Source organism: Heliobacterium mobile (assembly GCF_009720735.1).
Classification (GTDB): Bacteria; Bacillota; Desulfitobacteriia; order Heliobacteriales; family Heliobacteriaceae; genus Heliobacterium; species Heliobacterium mobile.
In genome coordinates, this window is sequence record NZ_WNKU01000009.1 from 19919 (window position 1) to 37190 (window position 17272).

Here is a 17272-nt window from a genome sequence, read left to right on the forward strand (position 1 = left end):
TTCTTTATTTTAGCGGTTTCCGGAAGAGATACCGGCCTCCTGGCGCAGAGTCTAACAGTTTGCCATCGCGGACGATCTGCCGTCCCCGGAGGAACACATGGACAGGCAAGCCGGTTTGGGAAAATCCTTCGTAAGGTTCATAGTCAACATGGCAGTGATGATTTTCTTTTCCGATCACTTTCGTTGCTTGAGGGTCCCATAAGACGATGTCTGCGTCGGAACCGACAGCAATCGTTCCCTTACGGGGGAAAATTCCGAACAATTGGGCTGGGCGGGTCGCTGTGAGGGAGACGAATTGGTTGAGACTGATTTTCCCGGGGACGACACCAGCGCTGTAGAGCAGCCCCAGTCGATGTTCGACGCCGGGCATGCCGTTGGGGATTTTACTGAAGTCGTTCCGGCCCAGACTTTTCTGGCCTTGAAAATTAAAGGAGCAGTGATCTGTGGCGATCGTATCCACGGCGCCTCGCCGGATTCCTTCCCATAAGGCTTCGCCATGTTCAGGTGAACGCAATGGCGGAGAGATGACGTATTTGGCGCTCTCGAAGCTTTCGCCTTCGTAGCGACGATCATCGAGAAGCAAATATTGCGGGCACGTTTCTATATAGACACAGGCGCCTTGCTTCCGGGCTCGTTCTGCCGTTTCTAAGGCACCGCGAGTCGATAAGTGGACGATGTACAAGGGCGCTTTGGCCATGTTCGCCAGCGCGATGGCCCGGGCGACAGCTTCCTCTTCGACAGCGGGCGGTCGTGTCAATGGATGGGTCGACGGCGCTGTCCTTCCCTGTGCTCTGGCTTCTTGAACGAGAAGATTGACTACATCACCGTTTTCACAGTGCAGGCAGACTAGAGCTCCCATCTCGCCGCTTTTTCGCAATACATCGAAAAGTACGCCGTCGTCGACCTGCATGCTTCCCTTGTAGGCCATGTACAGCTTGAAGGAGGTGACGCCCGACTTTCGGACCAGTTCCTCCATCTGGGCCGTCATACCCTGCTTCCAGTCCGAGATGGCCATGTGAAAACCGTAGTCACAATAGCTCTTGCCGCGAGCTTTATCATGCCAGTTTTCGAGCGCCTCTGTCAGGGGCTCACCGCGGAATTGGGTGGCGAAATCGATGACCGTCGTCGTCCCGCCCATGACGGCGGACCGGCTGCCGCTTTCAAAATCGTCGGCAGTGGACATGTCTCCGAAGGGTAGGTCAAAGTGAGTGTGAGCGTCGATCCCGCCTGGAAGCAGATATTTGCCGGTTACATCGAGCACCTGGTCTGCAGCCGTCGGTTCGATATGCTGGGCGATCATCCCGATCTGTTCGCCGTCGATGCGAACATCGGCCGGGTAGGTTTCCAAGGCGGTCACGACAGTCCCGCCGCGAAGCACAAGACCCATTCTCCCCCTCCTTTCTCTAACGAAAGGGAAAGAGACTGCACTTCGCCCGGTTCAGGCGGGCGCAGTCTCAACGAGATTTAAGGAACACATGGATGAATCGAGAGTCATTACACACCGATTTACCCCAAGTTCACCTTTTTGCTTTAAGGATACACGTGGGTGCCTGTTCTTCCCGCGACCGCTTCTTCCAAGGACTCGGGGTTGGTGATGATGGCTTTTTTGCCGCCCCGCTCAAGGAAGTCGATGACCGCCTGCACTTTAGGCAGCATGCTGCCAGGGGCAAAGTGGTTCTCGGAGACATACTGCTTTAGTTCCGCCACGGTCACCTTATCGAGGGGTTTCTCGTCCGGTTTTCCGTAATTGATGTACACTTTCGGCACGCCCGTCGAGATGATCAGCACGTCCGCGTCAATCTCTGAGGCCAGGAGGCTGGAGGCAAAGTCTTTGTCGATGACCGCATCGATTCCTTTGAAAGTACCGTCATCTTGGGGCACGACAGGGATTCCGCCGCCGCCGACACCGATGACACAGTAGCCTTGACCCGCTAACATGCGGATCACATCTTTTTCGATGATCTGCTGCGGCTTCGGTGAGGGAACGAGCCGGCGGTATCCCCGTCCGGCATCGTTGACCATGACCCAGTCAGGATGAGCTTTGCAAAGCGCTTGTGCCTGTTCCTCCGTGTAGAAGGATCCGATCGGTTTGGTCGGTTTTTGGAAGGCCGGGTCTTCCGGGGAGACGGCCACTTGGGTGACGATGGTGACGGCTGATTTGGTCAAGCCACGCTTTTTGAATTCGTTGTCCATGGCCTGCTGGATCTGAAAGCCGATGGCTCCTTGTGTATCGGCGCCGCAGCTGACGAGGGGGACATGGTGCATACCTGCCACTTCACAGGCAATTTCAGAACGCCGGAGGATAAATCCGACCTGCGGACCATTGCCGTGGGTGATGATGACCTCGTATCCTTGTTCAATCATGCCGGCAATATGGTTCGCCGTTTCACAGACCGCACGATATTGATCTTCCACCGCTTGGTGGGCGTTGTCGATGATGAGCGAGTTGCCGCCGATCGCTACGACAGCCAGTTGTTTCATAGAATTACCGACCACCCATTAATAATGTCATGACCGCTTTGGCAGTGTGGAGGCGGTTTTCTGCTTCATCGTAAACGATGGAATGAGGGCCGTCGATGACGGAGTCTTCTACTTCGTTGTTGCGGTCAGCCGGCAGCGCGTGCATGTACATGACGTCTTTGTCGGCCGTCGCCATTTTGGCTTCGGTGCACTTCCAGGACTTCTGCGCCATGAGCTTGTCGTCGACGACTTTGGTCGCCCCGGCAATGGAAGCACCGGTCTGGTCGTTGACCCAGGATCCCCAGTTCTTCGGAATGACGATATGGGCGTTTTCGTAAGCTTCTTCTTCGTTGTTGGTCACCGTGACGGTACCGCCGTAGCGGGCTGCGTTCGCTTTGGCTTGTTCAATAACCCAGTCGGGAAGCTCCCAGCCTTTCGGGTGGGCCAGGCAGACGTCCATACCGTAACGGGGGAAGAGCAGCACTTGGGAGAGCGGTACGGAGATGGGCTTTTTATGGCTTTCGGCGTAGGCCCAGATGATGGAGACTTTCACGCGCTTGAGATCGCCGATTTTTTCTTTCATGGTCATCAGGTCGGCCAGGGCTTGGAAGGGGTGGTACAGGTCGCACTGCAGGTTCATAATGGGCACGGTGGACCACTGAGCCATTTCGGTCAGGTACTTGTTGCCGTATCCCCAGTTGCAATAGCGGCACGCGATGGCATGGCCGAAGCGGGACAGGATGATGGCTGTATCTTTGGCGCTTTCGCCGTGGGCGATTTGCATGCTGCTGGAGTCGAGGAATCCGGCATGGCCGCCTAGTTGGGCGAAACCGGCTTCCATGGAGTTCCGAGTCCGGGTGGACTGTTCAAAGAACATGAGGAACATGGACTGGTGGAGCAGGTACGGCGTAGGGACGCCCATGGCAAACTTTTTCTTGAGGTCGAAGGAGACCTCAAGCATAGTGTCGACTTCTTCTTTATTGAAATCTTCCAGGTTGATGAAGTGACGGCCGCGGAAAATGGATTGCATCGTGAAAATCCTCCTCGTGGTAGTTTTTCTTAGGATTCTGTGAAGCTTTATGTCATGATCTGTGAATGCAGTATCAGCTTTCACCGGGATCATGTTTTTTTATTTGGACAACCGTATGGTTACGGTCTCACATTGACGTACCTATGTTTTGGGGGCGGTCGCCCGCCCCTTTGGCAGGGCGACCGTGCTCATGATCGACCGGTCAATTGTAATTGCCGCGTCGATGGGGGCAATTTTTCGCCAGAGCTTATGTCCAGGGGATACGAGCTGTTTCTGCCTTGATTATTCGACCAGGTTTTTCGTATCTTCGGGCATCTTCTCGGCATATTGCTGCACATAGATGCTCGGGATGACAGCGTACATAGCCGCCGCTTGGACCAGTTCTTTTTTCCAGGTGCGCTCATTGGGCGCGTGAGCCTGGTCTTCATGACCGGGTCCGAAACCGATGCAAGGGATCCCGTAGCGGCCCATGATAGAGACGCCGTTGGTGGAGAAGGTCCACTTATCGACGACCGGTTCGGTGCCGAAAAGGCCTTTGTAGGCGTCTTCCAAAGTGCCGCAGACAGGATGGCCGTCTTCAATCAGCCATGTGGGGAAGTAGGCATCGGTCGGATAGACCAAGCCGGTGTAGGAGGGGCGCTCATAAGTGTACATCTCGACGACGGCTCCGGCAGCTTTCACAGCCGGCAGGTTGCGGATCTGTCCCAGTGCCAGTTCCGCATCTTCGCCAGCGGTGAGGCGGCGGTCGATGGAGATCCAGCAGCTGTCCGCCACAGCGCAGCGGGACGGCGAGGTATGGAAAATTTCCGATACGGTCAAGCTTCCTTTTCCGAGGAAGGGATGATCTTGTAGGTTTTCATGGAGCGCCCGGAGTTCCGTCAGGATGCCTGCCATTTTGTAAATGGCATTGTCTCCCCGTTCCGGCGCAGAGCCATGGCAACTGATGCCTTTGGTCGAGACTTTGATTTCCATCCGGCCCCGCTGGCCGCGATAAATTTTGCCGTCGGTAGGTTCGGTGATGACGACGAACTCGGGACGGAGTTTACCTTCATTGATGATGTACTGCCAGCAGAGACCGTCACAGTCTTCTTCCTGAACGGAACCGACGATCACTAACGTGTAGTCATCTTCGAGGCCCAGGTCTTTGATGATTTTGCCGGCGTATACCATGGAGACCATGCCGCCTGTTTGGTCGCTCGTTCCTCGGCCGATGATGATCTCATCGTCTTCGTAACCTTGATAGGGGTCATACTGCCAGTTATCGAGGTTACCGACACCGACTGTGTCAATGTGGGCGTCCATGGCGATGACGCGCTTGCCCCGGCCGATCGTTCCCAGGATGTTACCCATGGGATCGATGTCGACGCGGTCAAAGCCCACCTTCTCCATTTCCTCTTTAATGCGAAGCACGACGTCCTTCTCGTTGCAACTTTCACTCGGTATGGCCACCAAATCCCGTAAGAACCGTGTCATGTCCGGTTGGTACTTCTCCGCGAGTTTCAGTACCTCCGTAAACTTGTCCAAAACCTACATCTCCTTATAACCCGTTTGACATTTATATCCACTGTCCGAGGTTCGGACAAGATGGAGCATGATAATGAACCCATTGCTTGGCGGACTGATTGAGTAGATACAATTTGGAGGTAACCGGAGAAATGCTATCGCGGCAACCTATTTACTGCTATGCATCCCGGCGCTCACCGGCTTGCCGCCCAGTTGTTCCGCCGATTTTCCGGTACCATTCAGCACTGCGTTCAAGACGATGGCCATGAGGCTACTGGCAGTGATGCCGCTGTTTAAGATGACCTGCGTCCAGCCAGGAAACTTTTGATAGAAGGTCGGCACAGCCAGGGGGATCAGGCCGAGACCGATGCTGATGGCGACAACCATGATGTTATGGGTGCCTTCGAATTCGATCTTCGACAAGGTCTTGATGCCGCTTGCGGCGACCATGCCGAACATAGCGATCCCGGCGCCGCCGAGAACTGGAGCGGGAATGGCGGCGATCACCGCAGCCAGTTTAGGGAAAAGTCCCAGGACTACGAGGATGACCCCGGCAGCAGTTACGACAAAGCGGCTTCGTACGCGGGTCAAACCGACAAGCCCCACGTTCTGGGCGAAAGCCGTATAAGGGAAGCTGTTTAAGATCCCGCCGAGAATCGTCGACAGCCCGTCTGCCCGCAAGCAACGAGACAAATCGTCCTGGGTGATCGGTTTGTCGATGATCTCACCGATGGCGACGCAATCACCCGTCGTCTCTGTCATGACGACGAGCATGACCAGGACCATAGCAGCAATCGAGGCAATATCGAAAGTAGGCATGCCGAACCAGAAGGGGGTGGTGATGCTGATCCAGCCGGCTTTTCCCACCTCGGAGAAGTTCACTAACCCGAAAGGAATCGCAAGAGCGGTACCGCCGACGAGTCCAAGCAGCACGGCGATGTTGCTCATGAAACCTTTGAAATAGCGGTAGAAGAACAGGACCAGGACCAGAGTCGCCAAGGAGAGGCCTAAGTAGAGGGGTTCGGCGAAGTTCGGTGCCGCCGGGTTTCCGCCACCGGCCCACCGTACCGCTACCGGCATCAGTGTGATCCCGATGACTGTGATGATCGTGCCTGTGACGACCGGCGGGAAAAAGCGAAGCAACCGGCTAAAGTACGGTGCTGCTAAGAAGGTGACTAAACCAGAAATGATGATGGCACCATAGATCCCCGGTAACCCTTGTGTCGTGCCGATGATGATCATGGGCGTAACGGCGGCAAAGGTGACCCCTTGGATCATGGGAATTCGGACACCGACTTTCCAAAAGCCTACGGTCTGGATGATGGTAGCAATACCACATGTAAAAAGGTCCGCGTTGATGAGGAAAATAAGCTGTTCTGTGCTGAGTTTCAAAGCGTTGGCGATGATCAACGGGACGGCTACGGCACCCGCATACATGGCCAGCACGTGCTGCAAGCCGTAGGCAAACAATTGACCTAGTGGCAGCATTTCGTCAACTGGGTGTTTTCCCTGCTGCATTGAGTTGCACCTCATTCCTCACGTTTTTACATACCGCTATTTGTACCTGTCGGGAACCCTCCTATCGACCTCCCTTTGCATTTCCGCTTCCCTGTTCCGTCGGATTCAACTATGGTCTTATCTATTGCAAATTACATGCCAACCACGCAATTGCAATAATAATTACAAATGTTTGCGATTTCGTCTCAAGGTGATACCAAAAGTCTGGAGTTTTGAGATATTCAGCCGTATGAAAACGATACATGTATCTCAAGATGAGACGAACTAGACTTGGCCTTCCCGTCAACTAGGCTACTTCTCTTCGGTCAATACTTTCTCCGCCGCCTTGATGATGTTCTGATATCCCGTGCAGCGGCACATATGCCCAGAAAGCTCTTTTTTCAGGCTTTCCCGGTCACAGTGGCAGTTTTGTTCCTTCAGTGCCGTCACCGATAGGACAAAGCCAGGGATGCAGTATCCGCATTGGACGGCTCCGCTTTCCACAAAAGCCTCTTGCACTCTAGACAGTTGGCCTTCTTTGGCTTCGCCTTCAATCGTGCGGATGTGCTTTCCGTCGGCCCAGACGGCGAGAAAGAGACAGGAGTCATAAGCTTCTCCATCGATCAAGACGGTGCAGGCGCCGCATTCACCGACACCGCAGCCCTTTTTGGCCCCGGTCAGGTAAAGGCGGTTACGCAGCACATCGAGCAGCGATTCCCGGATATCGACATCCATCGTTACGGCTTCGCCATTGATCGTGCAGGTGATTTTTTGGGTTCTTCCCGATATGGTCGATGTCATTGTACCTTCCCCCCTGCCTTGATGAACGCTTGGACCAAGGCCTGCTTGCTCAACTCTTCGGCCAGGTGCAGCCGGAATTCCCGGCTCGCCCGCCAGGAGGTGCGCGGGTTGATTTCAGCGGCAGCCGCTTTACCGAACTCATCGGCTAGGGCGGCGTTAAAAGGTTTTCCTTCTACGAGGGCTTCCGCGCCGGGGCAGCGGATCGGTGTCGGGGCGGCAACGCCGAAGGCCAGGCGGGCTTTTTCTACGATGTTGCCTGCACCAACCTTGCAGTTGACGGAGCAGCCTAAGGTGGCGATGTCCATGGCTTTGCGCATGGCGTATTTGATGTAGTGGCCGCCGAAGCCGTTATAGTTCTCCGGTGAGATTAAGATAGCGGTCAACACCTCGGTCTGACTGAGATGGACCTTGCCTGGTCCGCGGTAGAACTCCCGGATCGGTACGAGGCGTACCCCTTCGGGACCTTGGATCTGCAGCACCGCGTCAAAAGCGAAGAGCGTCGAGGCGCTGTCGGCAGAGGTGGCACCGTTGCAGACGTTGCCGCCGATGGTGGCTACCCGCCGGATCTGAGGACCGCCGACGGTCTCCACGGCTTCGCCTAAGGCGGGAACGAGGTGAGTGATCAAGGAGTGCTTGGAGACGCGGCTGAATGTTGCCGCCGCTCCGATAGATAAGGTGCCATCGGAGAGAAGTTCGATTTTCGAGAGTTCTTCGATATGGCGGATGCCCACCAGTTCAGCCGATGGCTGATGTCCTTCGCGGATCCGGATCAGCACATCGGTGCCGCCGGCGATGATCCGGGCGTTCGGATTCGCCGCCAGGAGGGCCACGGCTTCGTCAACAGTCCGGGCTTCTTCGTAACGGGCGATGTCGTACATGAATATGCCTCCCTTACTTCTGACCCTCCAACTAGATCAGGCCCTCTGCTTGGAATTTGGCGATCAGCCGCTGCGGTGTCATGGGCAGATCATTGAATTTGACACCGGTCGCATCCAAAATGGCGTTGCGAATCGCCGGTGCCGGTGTAATCGCTGGCGGTTCACCGAGGGCTTTCGCCCCGTAAGGACCTGTCGGCTCAAAGGTATTTACAAAGTGAGCCCCGATTTCGGGCGTATCGAGGGCGGTCATCAGTTTATAGTCGAGAAGGTTGTGGATGAGCGGCTTTCCGGTCTTCGGATCGAAAAGCATCTGTTCGTAGAGGGCATAGCCTAATCCCATGCTCACACCGCCGTGGACTTGGCCTTCGGCCAATGTCGGGTTGACGATCGTACCGGAGTCGTGGATGTTGTAGATTTCGAGGATTTCCACCTTGCCTGTGGGAATGTCCACTTCCACTTCCACGAAGGTACAACCGAAGGCGAGGGCGTTCACGCGGGCGTTATTGGTCACATCCGCCGTAAAGGGCTTCGCATGAACCACATCGGTATGAGCATCGAGTGCGATTTCACTCAAGGGAGTGATCTTTTCACCGTTGTGTTTGTAGACGATCCAGCCGTCAACGATGTCCATAACTTGGGCGGGAATATCGGTCATTCCCCAGGCGTAATCGAGCACTTTTGCTTTGATCTCTTCGGCAGCTTTGCGCACAGCCATACCGGTGATGTAGGTCTGCCGGGAAGCGTAGGACCCGAGGTCAACGGGCGAGATATCGGTGTCTTGTTCTGAAAGGATATGTACCATCGATAGGGGAATTCCAATGGTCTCAGCGACCATTTGGCTGAACACGGTGTCACTGCCCTGGCCGATTTCGGTGGCACCGACTTGCAGTTGTACCGAGCCGTCTTCGTTCATGACGATGCGGGCTCCGGCGACTTCCAGCCCAACCGGATGAGTTCCAGAGGCGTAGTTAAAACAAGCTACACCCAATCCGCGGCGCTTTGTGCCTGCTTGGTTCGCTCTATTCGATTTCTTTTCATCCCACCGGATCAGTTCCTTGCCCTTTACCAGGCACTCCTTTAGGCCGTTGCTTAGGGCGACGATGCCGTTTAAGGGATCTTTATGACCGGTTTCGGGAATATTTTTCAGGCGAATTTCCACCGGATCCAAGTCTAAGGCCCGGGCGATATCATCGAGATGGCTTTCCATGACGAACATGGCTTGGGGGACGCCGTAGCCTCGCATGGCGCCGGCAGCAGGCATATTCGTGTATAAGGTTTTACAGCTGTACTTGATCGCTTTTTGCCGGTACTGCTGGCGGAACTTGGTGCCACAGTTGTTGGCGATGGACTGGCCGTGGGAAGCGTAGCCTCCGTTGAGGGAGATCGCTTCAAGATTCCGGAAGGACAGCGTTCCATCGTTCTTGACGCCGGTCTCGATGCGGAACTGGAAGGGATGGCGCACCCGCGACGAGATGAAGGTCTCTTCCCGGCTCAATTCCATTTTGACCGGTCGTCCGTGTACTTTCGTCGTCAAGAAGGCGACGAGCGGTTCGACGACCGTATCCTGTTTCCCGCCAAAACCGCCGCCGATGTAGGGCTTGATGACGCGAACTCGTCCCCAGGGGATACCGAGCGCCTGACCGACGATCCGCCGGCAGATATGGGGGATCTGGGTCGATGAGACGACGACGATGCGGCCGTTTTCTTCCATATAGGCGTAGGCACTGTAGTTTTCCATGGCACAGTGGGCGACGACTTGGGTAGAGAACTCGTCGGCAAAGGTATGGTCTGATTCGGCCACCGCTTCTGCCATGTTGCCTACCTCATAGCCGCCTCGTCCCAGCACATTGCCGGTGCCCCCGTGAATTTCAGGTATCCCTGGCTGCAAGGCCGCTTCTGCCGTCAGGACCGGTGCATACTCTTCGTACTCAACATCGATGAGTTGACGCGCTTTTTCCGCTGTCAGTTCGTCGACAGCGATGACGGCGGCGATTTCGTCCCCCACGTAGCGGACACGGCGGGTTAAGAGGTTTCTATCAGCCACGTCCTGGTGGGAAGGATCCTTCGAGTAGGGGTGACCGGCTGTGGGGAAGGTGTGGGCAGGAACGTCTTCATACGTGATGACAGCGACGACACCAGGCAGCGCTTTCGCTTTGCTCACGTCGATGCTTTTGACCCAACCATTGGCGATGGTGCTTCGAAAAGCTTTGGCGTGGAGCATGCCGGGTACAAAGTGGTCGTCGACGTATTTGGCCGTGCCTTTTACTTTGGCGACGGCATCGACCCGTGTGATGCTGCGACCCACGATTTCCATGCAGTCTTACCTCCCTGGATTTTTTGAACCTAGATGCACTGTCTCAAGATGAGACACTTTGGTGCATTTTGAAACGATTACGCTCTTGCTATTTCTTACGCACAGGCAGCTAAGGCAATTCGTCTCATTTCGAGACGAGACTCTCGATTTAAGATTTCTGTCGGTTTGTGAGATTTTTTTAAGAGAATAGTTTATGTTCGGCAATGTTGTACTCTTTGATCTTACGATAGAGGGTGGCCCGGCTGATCCCGAGAAGATGAGCGGCATTATCCTTGCTTCCCTCCGATGTAGCCACCTGCAAGGCTTTAGCGATCGCTTCCCGCTCTAAGGTTTTTAAGTGCAGGCAGCTTTCCTGAACTTTCGCCGGCTCTTCCGTCTTGATCCGTTTGGGCAAGTCTTTGACAGTGATGGATCCGCCGATAGCCATGGTGACGGCATACTCGATGACGTTGGATAGCTCCCGCACGTTTCCCGGCCAGCTGTACTTGCTGAGCAGCAAGGCTGCATCGGGTGTCAGCCGGGTTACGTTTTTCCCGAGAACGGTACAGTAATGTTCCAAATAGTGCTCGATCAACAAGGGGATATCTTCGGGCCGTTCCCGCAGCGGGGGGATGTTCAGGGGAATGACGCTCAACCGGTAATAGAGGTCTTCTCGGAATTCACCGCTCGCCACCATTTTTTCAAGGTTTCGGTGGGTGGCGGCGATGACCCGGACGTCGACAGGGGTCGACCGGGAACTGCCTACTTTCTCCACGCGCCGTTCCTGCAGAACCCGCAGTATTTTCACTTGCAGGTGTAAAGGCATGTCACCGATTTCATCTAAGAAGATCGTGCCATTGTGGGCCAGTTCAAACTTGCCTAGTTTGCCGCCGCGCTTGGCCCCGGTGAAGGAGCCTTCTTCGTACCCGAAAAGTTCGCTTTCAAGGAGTGTCTCCGGGATGGCGCCGCAGTTGATGGCGATGAAGGAGTGTTGGCTACGGGTACTGCTCTGGTGGATCGCCCGGGCGAGCAGTTCCTTTCCGGTGCCGCTTTCGCCCTGGATCAGCAAGGTCGAATTCCCGGCAGCCACTTTGCAGGACAGCTCTTTCAGTTCCTTGATCTTGCTGCTTTCGCCGATGATCTGGGAAAACTCGGTGGCGATGTCGCTGACGGTGGTGTCTTTGACGAGGCGCTTGATCTCTTGCACATCTTTGAGGATGATGATGGCGCCTTCTACGGTCTCTTCACCACCGTCGCCATTGATCGGTACGGCGTCACAGTACCACTGGGAGGGAGCCCGCCGTCCCTTGACCTGGCCGGAAAAGGGTTTCCCCTTCTCGATGGACTTCCAGAGCTTTTTCTCATCCATGATCTGGGATAGGGAGACTTCTTGCTCTGCCACCATGTCGGTCATCTGGGCGGCCAACTGGTTATAATGAATGACTGTTTTTTCAGCGTTAACTACCATCAGGCCGTCATTTAAGACATTTAACATGGTCTCTAACTGCCGGACGAGCGTTTCCCGTTGCTCTTTTTGCAGGTTCTCTTGCGTTTTAACGGCGATCAAGTCAGCCATCTTTTCCAAAAAGCGAAGCAGCGAATCCTTACGTCCAAGGAGCCGCTTCGCCTGTTCTAACTCAAAACCGATGAGTCCGATGACCCCGACGGTGTCTCCCTCGATCCGGATCGGTACAGCCACCTCGGCTTTTTCAGAGCAGTTGCCTCGGGAGAGGCAGGGCTGGCAGAGTTCATGGTGACCCGGTTTATCGATGATGACCGGCTGGCCTGTTCGCAGGATGTGGCCGTAGACAAAGCCGTCTTTGAGTACGCGGCCACGGCCCTCTTTATAGCGCCCCGTACCGGCCACCCTCACCAGTTCTCGATCGGCGATTTCCACTTCAATCAGCAACGCTTCGGCAATCGCTTCCGCCGTCTGCTGCACCGTTTCTTTAATATCGCGAAGGTTGTACATATGCGGTCCCCTCCCGCCGTTTCCAAACCGTTCGTGCTTTTTCCGTTCCATTGCTTTTGTTTGTTCAACTAAACACTAGCACGAACCACGCCGTTTGACCAGCGGGGACATTTTGCATTTCGTATAATTTTGAGATTTTTTTCGCAGTTTGCGTCAGTCCCGGGGAACGGGGCATTCACCGTCCCAGGCGATGCTTAGGTACTTGTTCGGATCGGTGTTTCCTTCGGTGCTAAAGAGCAGCACTCGTGAATCTGCCGTAAGTCCTAATGCTTCCCGAGCTGTTTCATACTGCTTATCAAGCAAGAAGGTTTCGAGCAGTCCCAAGGTGACTGCTCCCGATTCGCCGGAGACGACTCGCGGGTCTGTTCCTAAGGGATTGCCCAGAATGCGCATGCCTTTGGCGGCCACCCAGTCAGGGCAGGAGACAAACATGTCACAGTAATCCCGGAGGATCTCCCAGCCGATCCGGTTCGGCTCGCCGCAAGCTAACCCGGCCATGATGGTGGCCATATCACCGCCAACGGCTCTCGGGTCGCCGTCGCCAGCTAAGCCGGAACGGTAAAAACAATCAGCTTGATCAGGCTCAACGATGACCAGTTTAGGGCGGTCACCTTGGAAGATGTCTTGGAAAAATCCTTGTACCGCACCCGCCAGCGAACCCACACCAGCTTGGACGAAGATGTGAGTCGGTTTCTCCATGCCGATCAACTGCAGCTGTTCCAGTGCTTCCGCTGCCATGGTGCCATACCCTTGCATGATCCAGGTGGGAATTTCTTCGTACCCTTCCCAGGCTGTATCCTGCACGATGACCCACCCATGCTTTTCGGCCTGCTCGGCGGTCATCCGGACGGTGTCGTCGTAGTTAGAATCGGTGATGCAAGCGTGGGCCCCTTCCTCCCGGATTTTCTCGAGGCGGTAGAGAGAAGAGCCTTTGGGCATGTAGACGACCGACTTTTGCCGGAGTTGTTTCGCCGTCCAGGCGACGCCCCGGCCGTGATTGCCGTCAGTCGTGGTAGCGAAGGTGATCTCGCCCAACTGACTTTTCACTTCCGGGGAAATCAGGACATGGTAAGGGAGTTCACTGATGTCCCGACCCAACCGTTTCGCCAAGTGGCGCGCGATGGCGTAAGACCCTCCTAAGACCTTAAATGCGTTGAGGCCGAAACGGTACGACTCATCTTTTACATAGACACCTGAAATGCCCAACGTTTTGGCTAGGCCCGTCAAATTTTGCAGCGGTGTGGCCGAGTATTCAGGGAAGCTCATATGAAATTGTTTGGCTTTGTGAATCTCTTTGCGACTGAGAAAGCTCGTCGAAGCGCCGGCATCGCCTTTTTTTTGCATTGAGTTACTTATCCAGTGAATGGTTGCGTCCATGATGATTTCCTCCTCGGGGTATTGATGTCTACACTCTTATGCAAGAATCGCGCCAAAGGGGTCCCGTATGTATCTAACGGTGTTAACATTGTTCTAATTCGGGGGTGCAAGACTCCGCTCGCTAAGGACCCCATCAATGCACCCCAGATTTTACTTAGTTTCCGAATAGCCACCTTCCATTGAAACATGAGATAATGGATGAACAAGAAAACGATTGCAATCTCTTGAACTTGGCATAGTTCTTGCAGTACTTTCGTAACCAAAGGCATTGTTGCTTTGATCATCGCGAGGAGGGAATGTCGTTGGGAGACATGATGCGTCCGATTCCATTTCGGGAACTGCTTCAACGGATATTCGAGGAGTATGCGACAGAGAGATCGATTTTCTCTTTACCTGAAGAAAGCTTTTTTCGTAAAAAAGGCACGAAACAGGTTCGCTTTTTCGGAGAACCTTGTGAGACCGCTGTCGGCCCGGCTGCTGGCCCCCACACCCAGTTGGCCCAGAACATCGTTACATCCTATTTAGCGGGAAGCCGATTTATTGAACTGAAAACGGTACAAGAAAAAGAACCGCCCGTGGCCAAACCCTGCATCGATGCGGAAGACGAAGGGTTCAACACGGAATGGTCCTCTGAGTTTACCGTTGAAAAAGCTTATGAAGAATACATCAAAGCCTGGGTCGCCCTGTACCTGATCGAAGAGATCTTCGCCCTCCGGGCGAGCGATGAGCGCTCCTTTCTCTTTAATATGAGTGTCGGCTACAACATGGAAGGCATCTGTTCTCCCCGGATGAACCGGTATATCGATGATCTGAGAGATGCTTCCGATCACCCTTGCTTCATCCGCTGCTTGAACGAACTCGACTCGATCATAAAAGATGATAGCTTTTTTGCCGGCACCGGTCTGGAAGGGCGACTTCCGGAGATTCAATCGCTGCCCGAACGAATCTCTCCGAAGGTATGCAAATCTGTGACGTTGTCGACGATGCATGGCTGCCCACCCGCCGAGATTGAGAAAATCTGCGCCTACATGATCACGGAAAAGAAAATGGAGACCTATGTCAAACTGAATCCCACGCTGCTCACCTTTCCGGTAGTGCGCCAGATTCTAGATAACCTCGGTTTCGATTATGTCGAACTGGCCCAAGAATCCTTCGATCATGATTTGCAATATACTGACGCCGTTCCCATGCTGCACCGGCTGAAGCGATTGGCCCAGGATCATGGCCGCTTCTTCGGCGTTAAACTGACGAACACTCTCGGTTCCGTCAACTTTAAAGGACGCCTTCCCGGCGGTGAAATGTACATGTCCGGCCGGGCCCTCTTCCCGATTTCGATTAACTTGGCCGCGAAAATCAGCAAGGAATTTAGCGGTGAAATGCCCATCTCCTTCTCCGGCGGGATCAACGAACATAACATCGTCGATGTGTTCCAGACGGGCATCAAGCCTATCACCGTGGCGACAGACCTGCTCAAGCCAGGCGGGTACGGGCGCCTCGTCGCCATGGCCGCAAAGCTGGAGGACCTCGGTGGTTGGGATAGGGCCCGCATCGATGTGGATAAATTATCAGCCCTCGCCGAAAAAGCGTTGCAAGCCGACTTTACGCAAAAACAGTATCGGGGCACGGCAAAAGCGACTATCAATGGCACACTGCCGCTCTTTGACTGTGCCGAGGCGCCTTGTAAAACCGCTTGTCCGATCCACCAAGACATCCCTGAATACATCCGCCTTGTCGGCGAAAAGCGCTATGCCGAAGCTCTGGCCCTCATCTATGAGAAAAATGCCCTACCCTCCATCACCGGTCATATCTGTGACCATGCCTGCCAATACCACTGTACCCGCATGGATTACGAGGGCTGCGTCCTCATCCGGGAAATGAAGCGCATCGCTGTCAAACAAGGCTTTGCAGAGTATCGCGAAAAATGGGCAGTGCCGGCCAAAAAGCATGCTGCCAAAGTGGCCGTCATGGGCGCCGGTCCCGCCGGTCTTGCCTCAGCCTATTTCTTGGCTCGGGAAGGCTTCGACGTGACCGTCTTTGAGCCCCGTCAATCTGCCGGCGGCACGGTCCGCCATGTGATCCCTCGCTTTCGCATCAGCGATGAGGCTATCGAAAGTGACATCCAATTCATCAAAGACCACGGTGTAAAATTCCACTTTGGCGCAGACCGCAGCCTGACGCCGGAAGCGCTGAAAGGGCAAGGATTTTCCTATGTCATCGTCGCCGTCGGCGCCGGTGCGGAAAAAGATTTCCTCCTTGAAAATGCCTCCAGTTCCGTTCGGATCATTTCGGCCTTGGAATTCCTGCAGCGCTACAACAGCGAACCTGCATCCTTGCAACTCGGCAAGCATGTAGCTATCGTCGGTGCCGGCAACACAGCCATGGACGCCAGCCGTACGGCCCTGAAACTGCCCGGTGTAGAATCATCGACAGTCATCTACCGCCGGACCGAAAAAGAAATGCCGGCTTACCGGGAAGAGTACGAACTCGCCCTAGCCGACAAGGTAAAATTCCATTTTCTTTTGAATCCCGAATCCTTTGACGCTGACGGTACGCTCCGTTGCCGGGTGATGAAACTGGGACAACGGGACAGCAGCGGCCGACGGAAACCGGAAAAGACGGAGGAACTGCGTACTCTCCCCATCGATACGTTGATCACCGCTATCGGCGAAGATGTCGATTACGCCTTGTTACACCGGTTGGGACTCACTGCTTCCGACAAGATGCCGCCTGAGACGAACAAGCTCAATTGCGAAACGGTGCTTCAAGGGGTCTACCTCGTCGGTGATGCTCACCGCGGTCCTTCCTCCATCGTCAACGGTATCGCTGACGGGCGCAAAGCCGCCGACGCCATCTGCCGCATCGAAGATCCTGCCTGGCAGCCAAGCCGGTTTACCCCTTCCCCGACTAGCGCGGAGCAGGTAAAGCGAATCGCCTCCAAAAAACAAGGCCTCACCGCCCAGTCTGACGTTCCCGTGGAAGCCGGCGATGAGGTCAATCTCGCCGTGGGCGACAAGGAATATCATCGCTGCGTAGAATGCAACAGCGTCTGCAATAAGTGTGTGGAAGTCTGCCCGAACCGGGCCAATGTGGCCGTACCGATGAGTGACGAAGGCCGATTCCGTAACTACTATCAGATCGTCCATATTGACGCTTACTGCAATGAATGTGGCAACTGCGCCAGCTTCTGCCCCTGGGAAGGACGCCCTTATACGGATAAACCCACCTTGTTCAGCTTGCGAAATGATTTTGAGGACAGCCGTAACCCCGGCTTCTTCGTTGAAGGAGACCAAGTACTTGTTCGGCTGAACGGAGAAGTTCACACCTTCGCCCTGGCGGACGGCACTTTCGCCGCCGATAGCTGCGATGGAGAATGGAGCAAGCTGTCCCAACTCTTCGCGAAACTGTACCAAAACCGGCCGTCCCTCTTCGGGCACGTAGACGAGTAGCAGGAGGTACTTCCC

11 protein-coding genes are annotated in these 17272 nt (G+C 54.8%); 1 reads left to right on the top strand and 10 read right to left on the bottom strand.

What is annotated here, in order from left to right; all coding sequences use genetic code 11:
- Window positions 1-4 precede the first annotated feature (4 nt).
- The 10 genes from hydA to dpaL form a co-directional block, all read right to left on the bottom strand.
- Window positions 5-1387: a dihydropyrimidinase gene (hydA, locus tag GJ688_RS09325; RefSeq protein ID WP_155476287.1), complete on the bottom strand. Its 1383-nt coding sequence runs from the start codon at window positions 1385-1387 to the stop codon at window positions 5-7.
- A gap of 143 nt (window positions 1388-1530) precedes the next feature.
- On the bottom strand, window positions 1531-2481 hold the full coding sequence (gene arcC, locus GJ688_RS09330) for a carbamate kinase (protein WP_155476288.1): 951 nt from the start codon (window positions 2479-2481) through the stop codon (window positions 1531-1533).
- A gap of 4 nt (window positions 2482-2485) precedes the next feature.
- Window positions 2486-3490 carry an ornithine carbamoyltransferase gene (locus GJ688_RS09335; RefSeq protein WP_155476289.1) on the bottom strand — a complete coding sequence of 335 codons (1005 nt, stop codon included), beginning with the start codon at window positions 3488-3490 and terminating at the stop codon, window positions 2486-2488.
- Window positions 3491-3772: 282 nt separating this feature from the next.
- Window positions 3773-5014, bottom strand: a complete 1242-nt coding sequence (locus GJ688_RS09340) for a YgeY family selenium metabolism-linked hydrolase (protein ID WP_155476290.1) — start codon at window positions 5012-5014, stop codon at window positions 3773-3775.
- A 147-nt stretch (window positions 5015-5161) separates the two neighbouring features.
- Window positions 5162-6511 (bottom strand): nucleobase:cation symporter-2 family protein, encoded by a 1350-nt coding sequence (locus tag GJ688_RS09345; protein WP_207708791.1) that lies wholly within the window; start codon window positions 6509-6511, stop codon window positions 5162-5164.
- 291 nt (window positions 6512-6802) lie between these two features.
- Window positions 6803-7291 (bottom strand): xanthine dehydrogenase subunit XdhC, encoded by a 489-nt coding sequence (xdhC, locus tag GJ688_RS09350; RefSeq protein WP_155476291.1) that lies wholly within the window; start codon window positions 7289-7291, stop codon window positions 6803-6805.
- Window positions 7288-8169, bottom strand: coding sequence for a xanthine dehydrogenase subunit XdhB (gene xdhB / locus GJ688_RS09355; RefSeq protein WP_155476292.1), 882 nt, complete (start codon window positions 8167-8169; stop codon window positions 7288-7290). Before xdhB ends, xdhC begins: the two co-directional genes overlap by 4 nt.
- A gap of 31 nt (window positions 8170-8200) precedes the next feature.
- A complete protein-coding gene (xdhA, locus tag GJ688_RS09360) occupies window positions 8201-10483 on the bottom strand; it encodes a xanthine dehydrogenase molybdenum-binding subunit XdhA (RefSeq protein WP_155476293.1) in 2283 nt (760 codons plus the stop codon).
- Between the two features lie 178 nt (window positions 10484-10661).
- A complete protein-coding gene (locus tag GJ688_RS09365; RefSeq protein ID WP_155476294.1) occupies window positions 10662-12434 on the bottom strand; it encodes a sigma-54-dependent Fis family transcriptional regulator in 1773 nt (590 codons plus the stop codon).
- A gap of 153 nt (window positions 12435-12587) precedes the next feature.
- Window positions 12588-13811 (bottom strand): diaminopropionate ammonia-lyase, encoded by a 1224-nt coding sequence (dpaL, locus tag GJ688_RS09370; protein WP_155476295.1) that lies wholly within the window; start codon window positions 13809-13811, stop codon window positions 12588-12590.
- A 296-nt stretch (window positions 13812-14107) separates the two neighbouring features.
- Here dpaL and ygfK point away from each other — a divergent pair, with 296 nt between their 5' ends.
- On the top strand, window positions 14108-17257 hold the full coding sequence (ygfK, locus tag GJ688_RS09375) for a putative selenate reductase subunit YgfK (RefSeq protein WP_235910887.1): 3150 nt from the start codon (window positions 14108-14110) through the stop codon (window positions 17255-17257).
- Window positions 17258-17272: the final 15 nt, after the last annotated feature.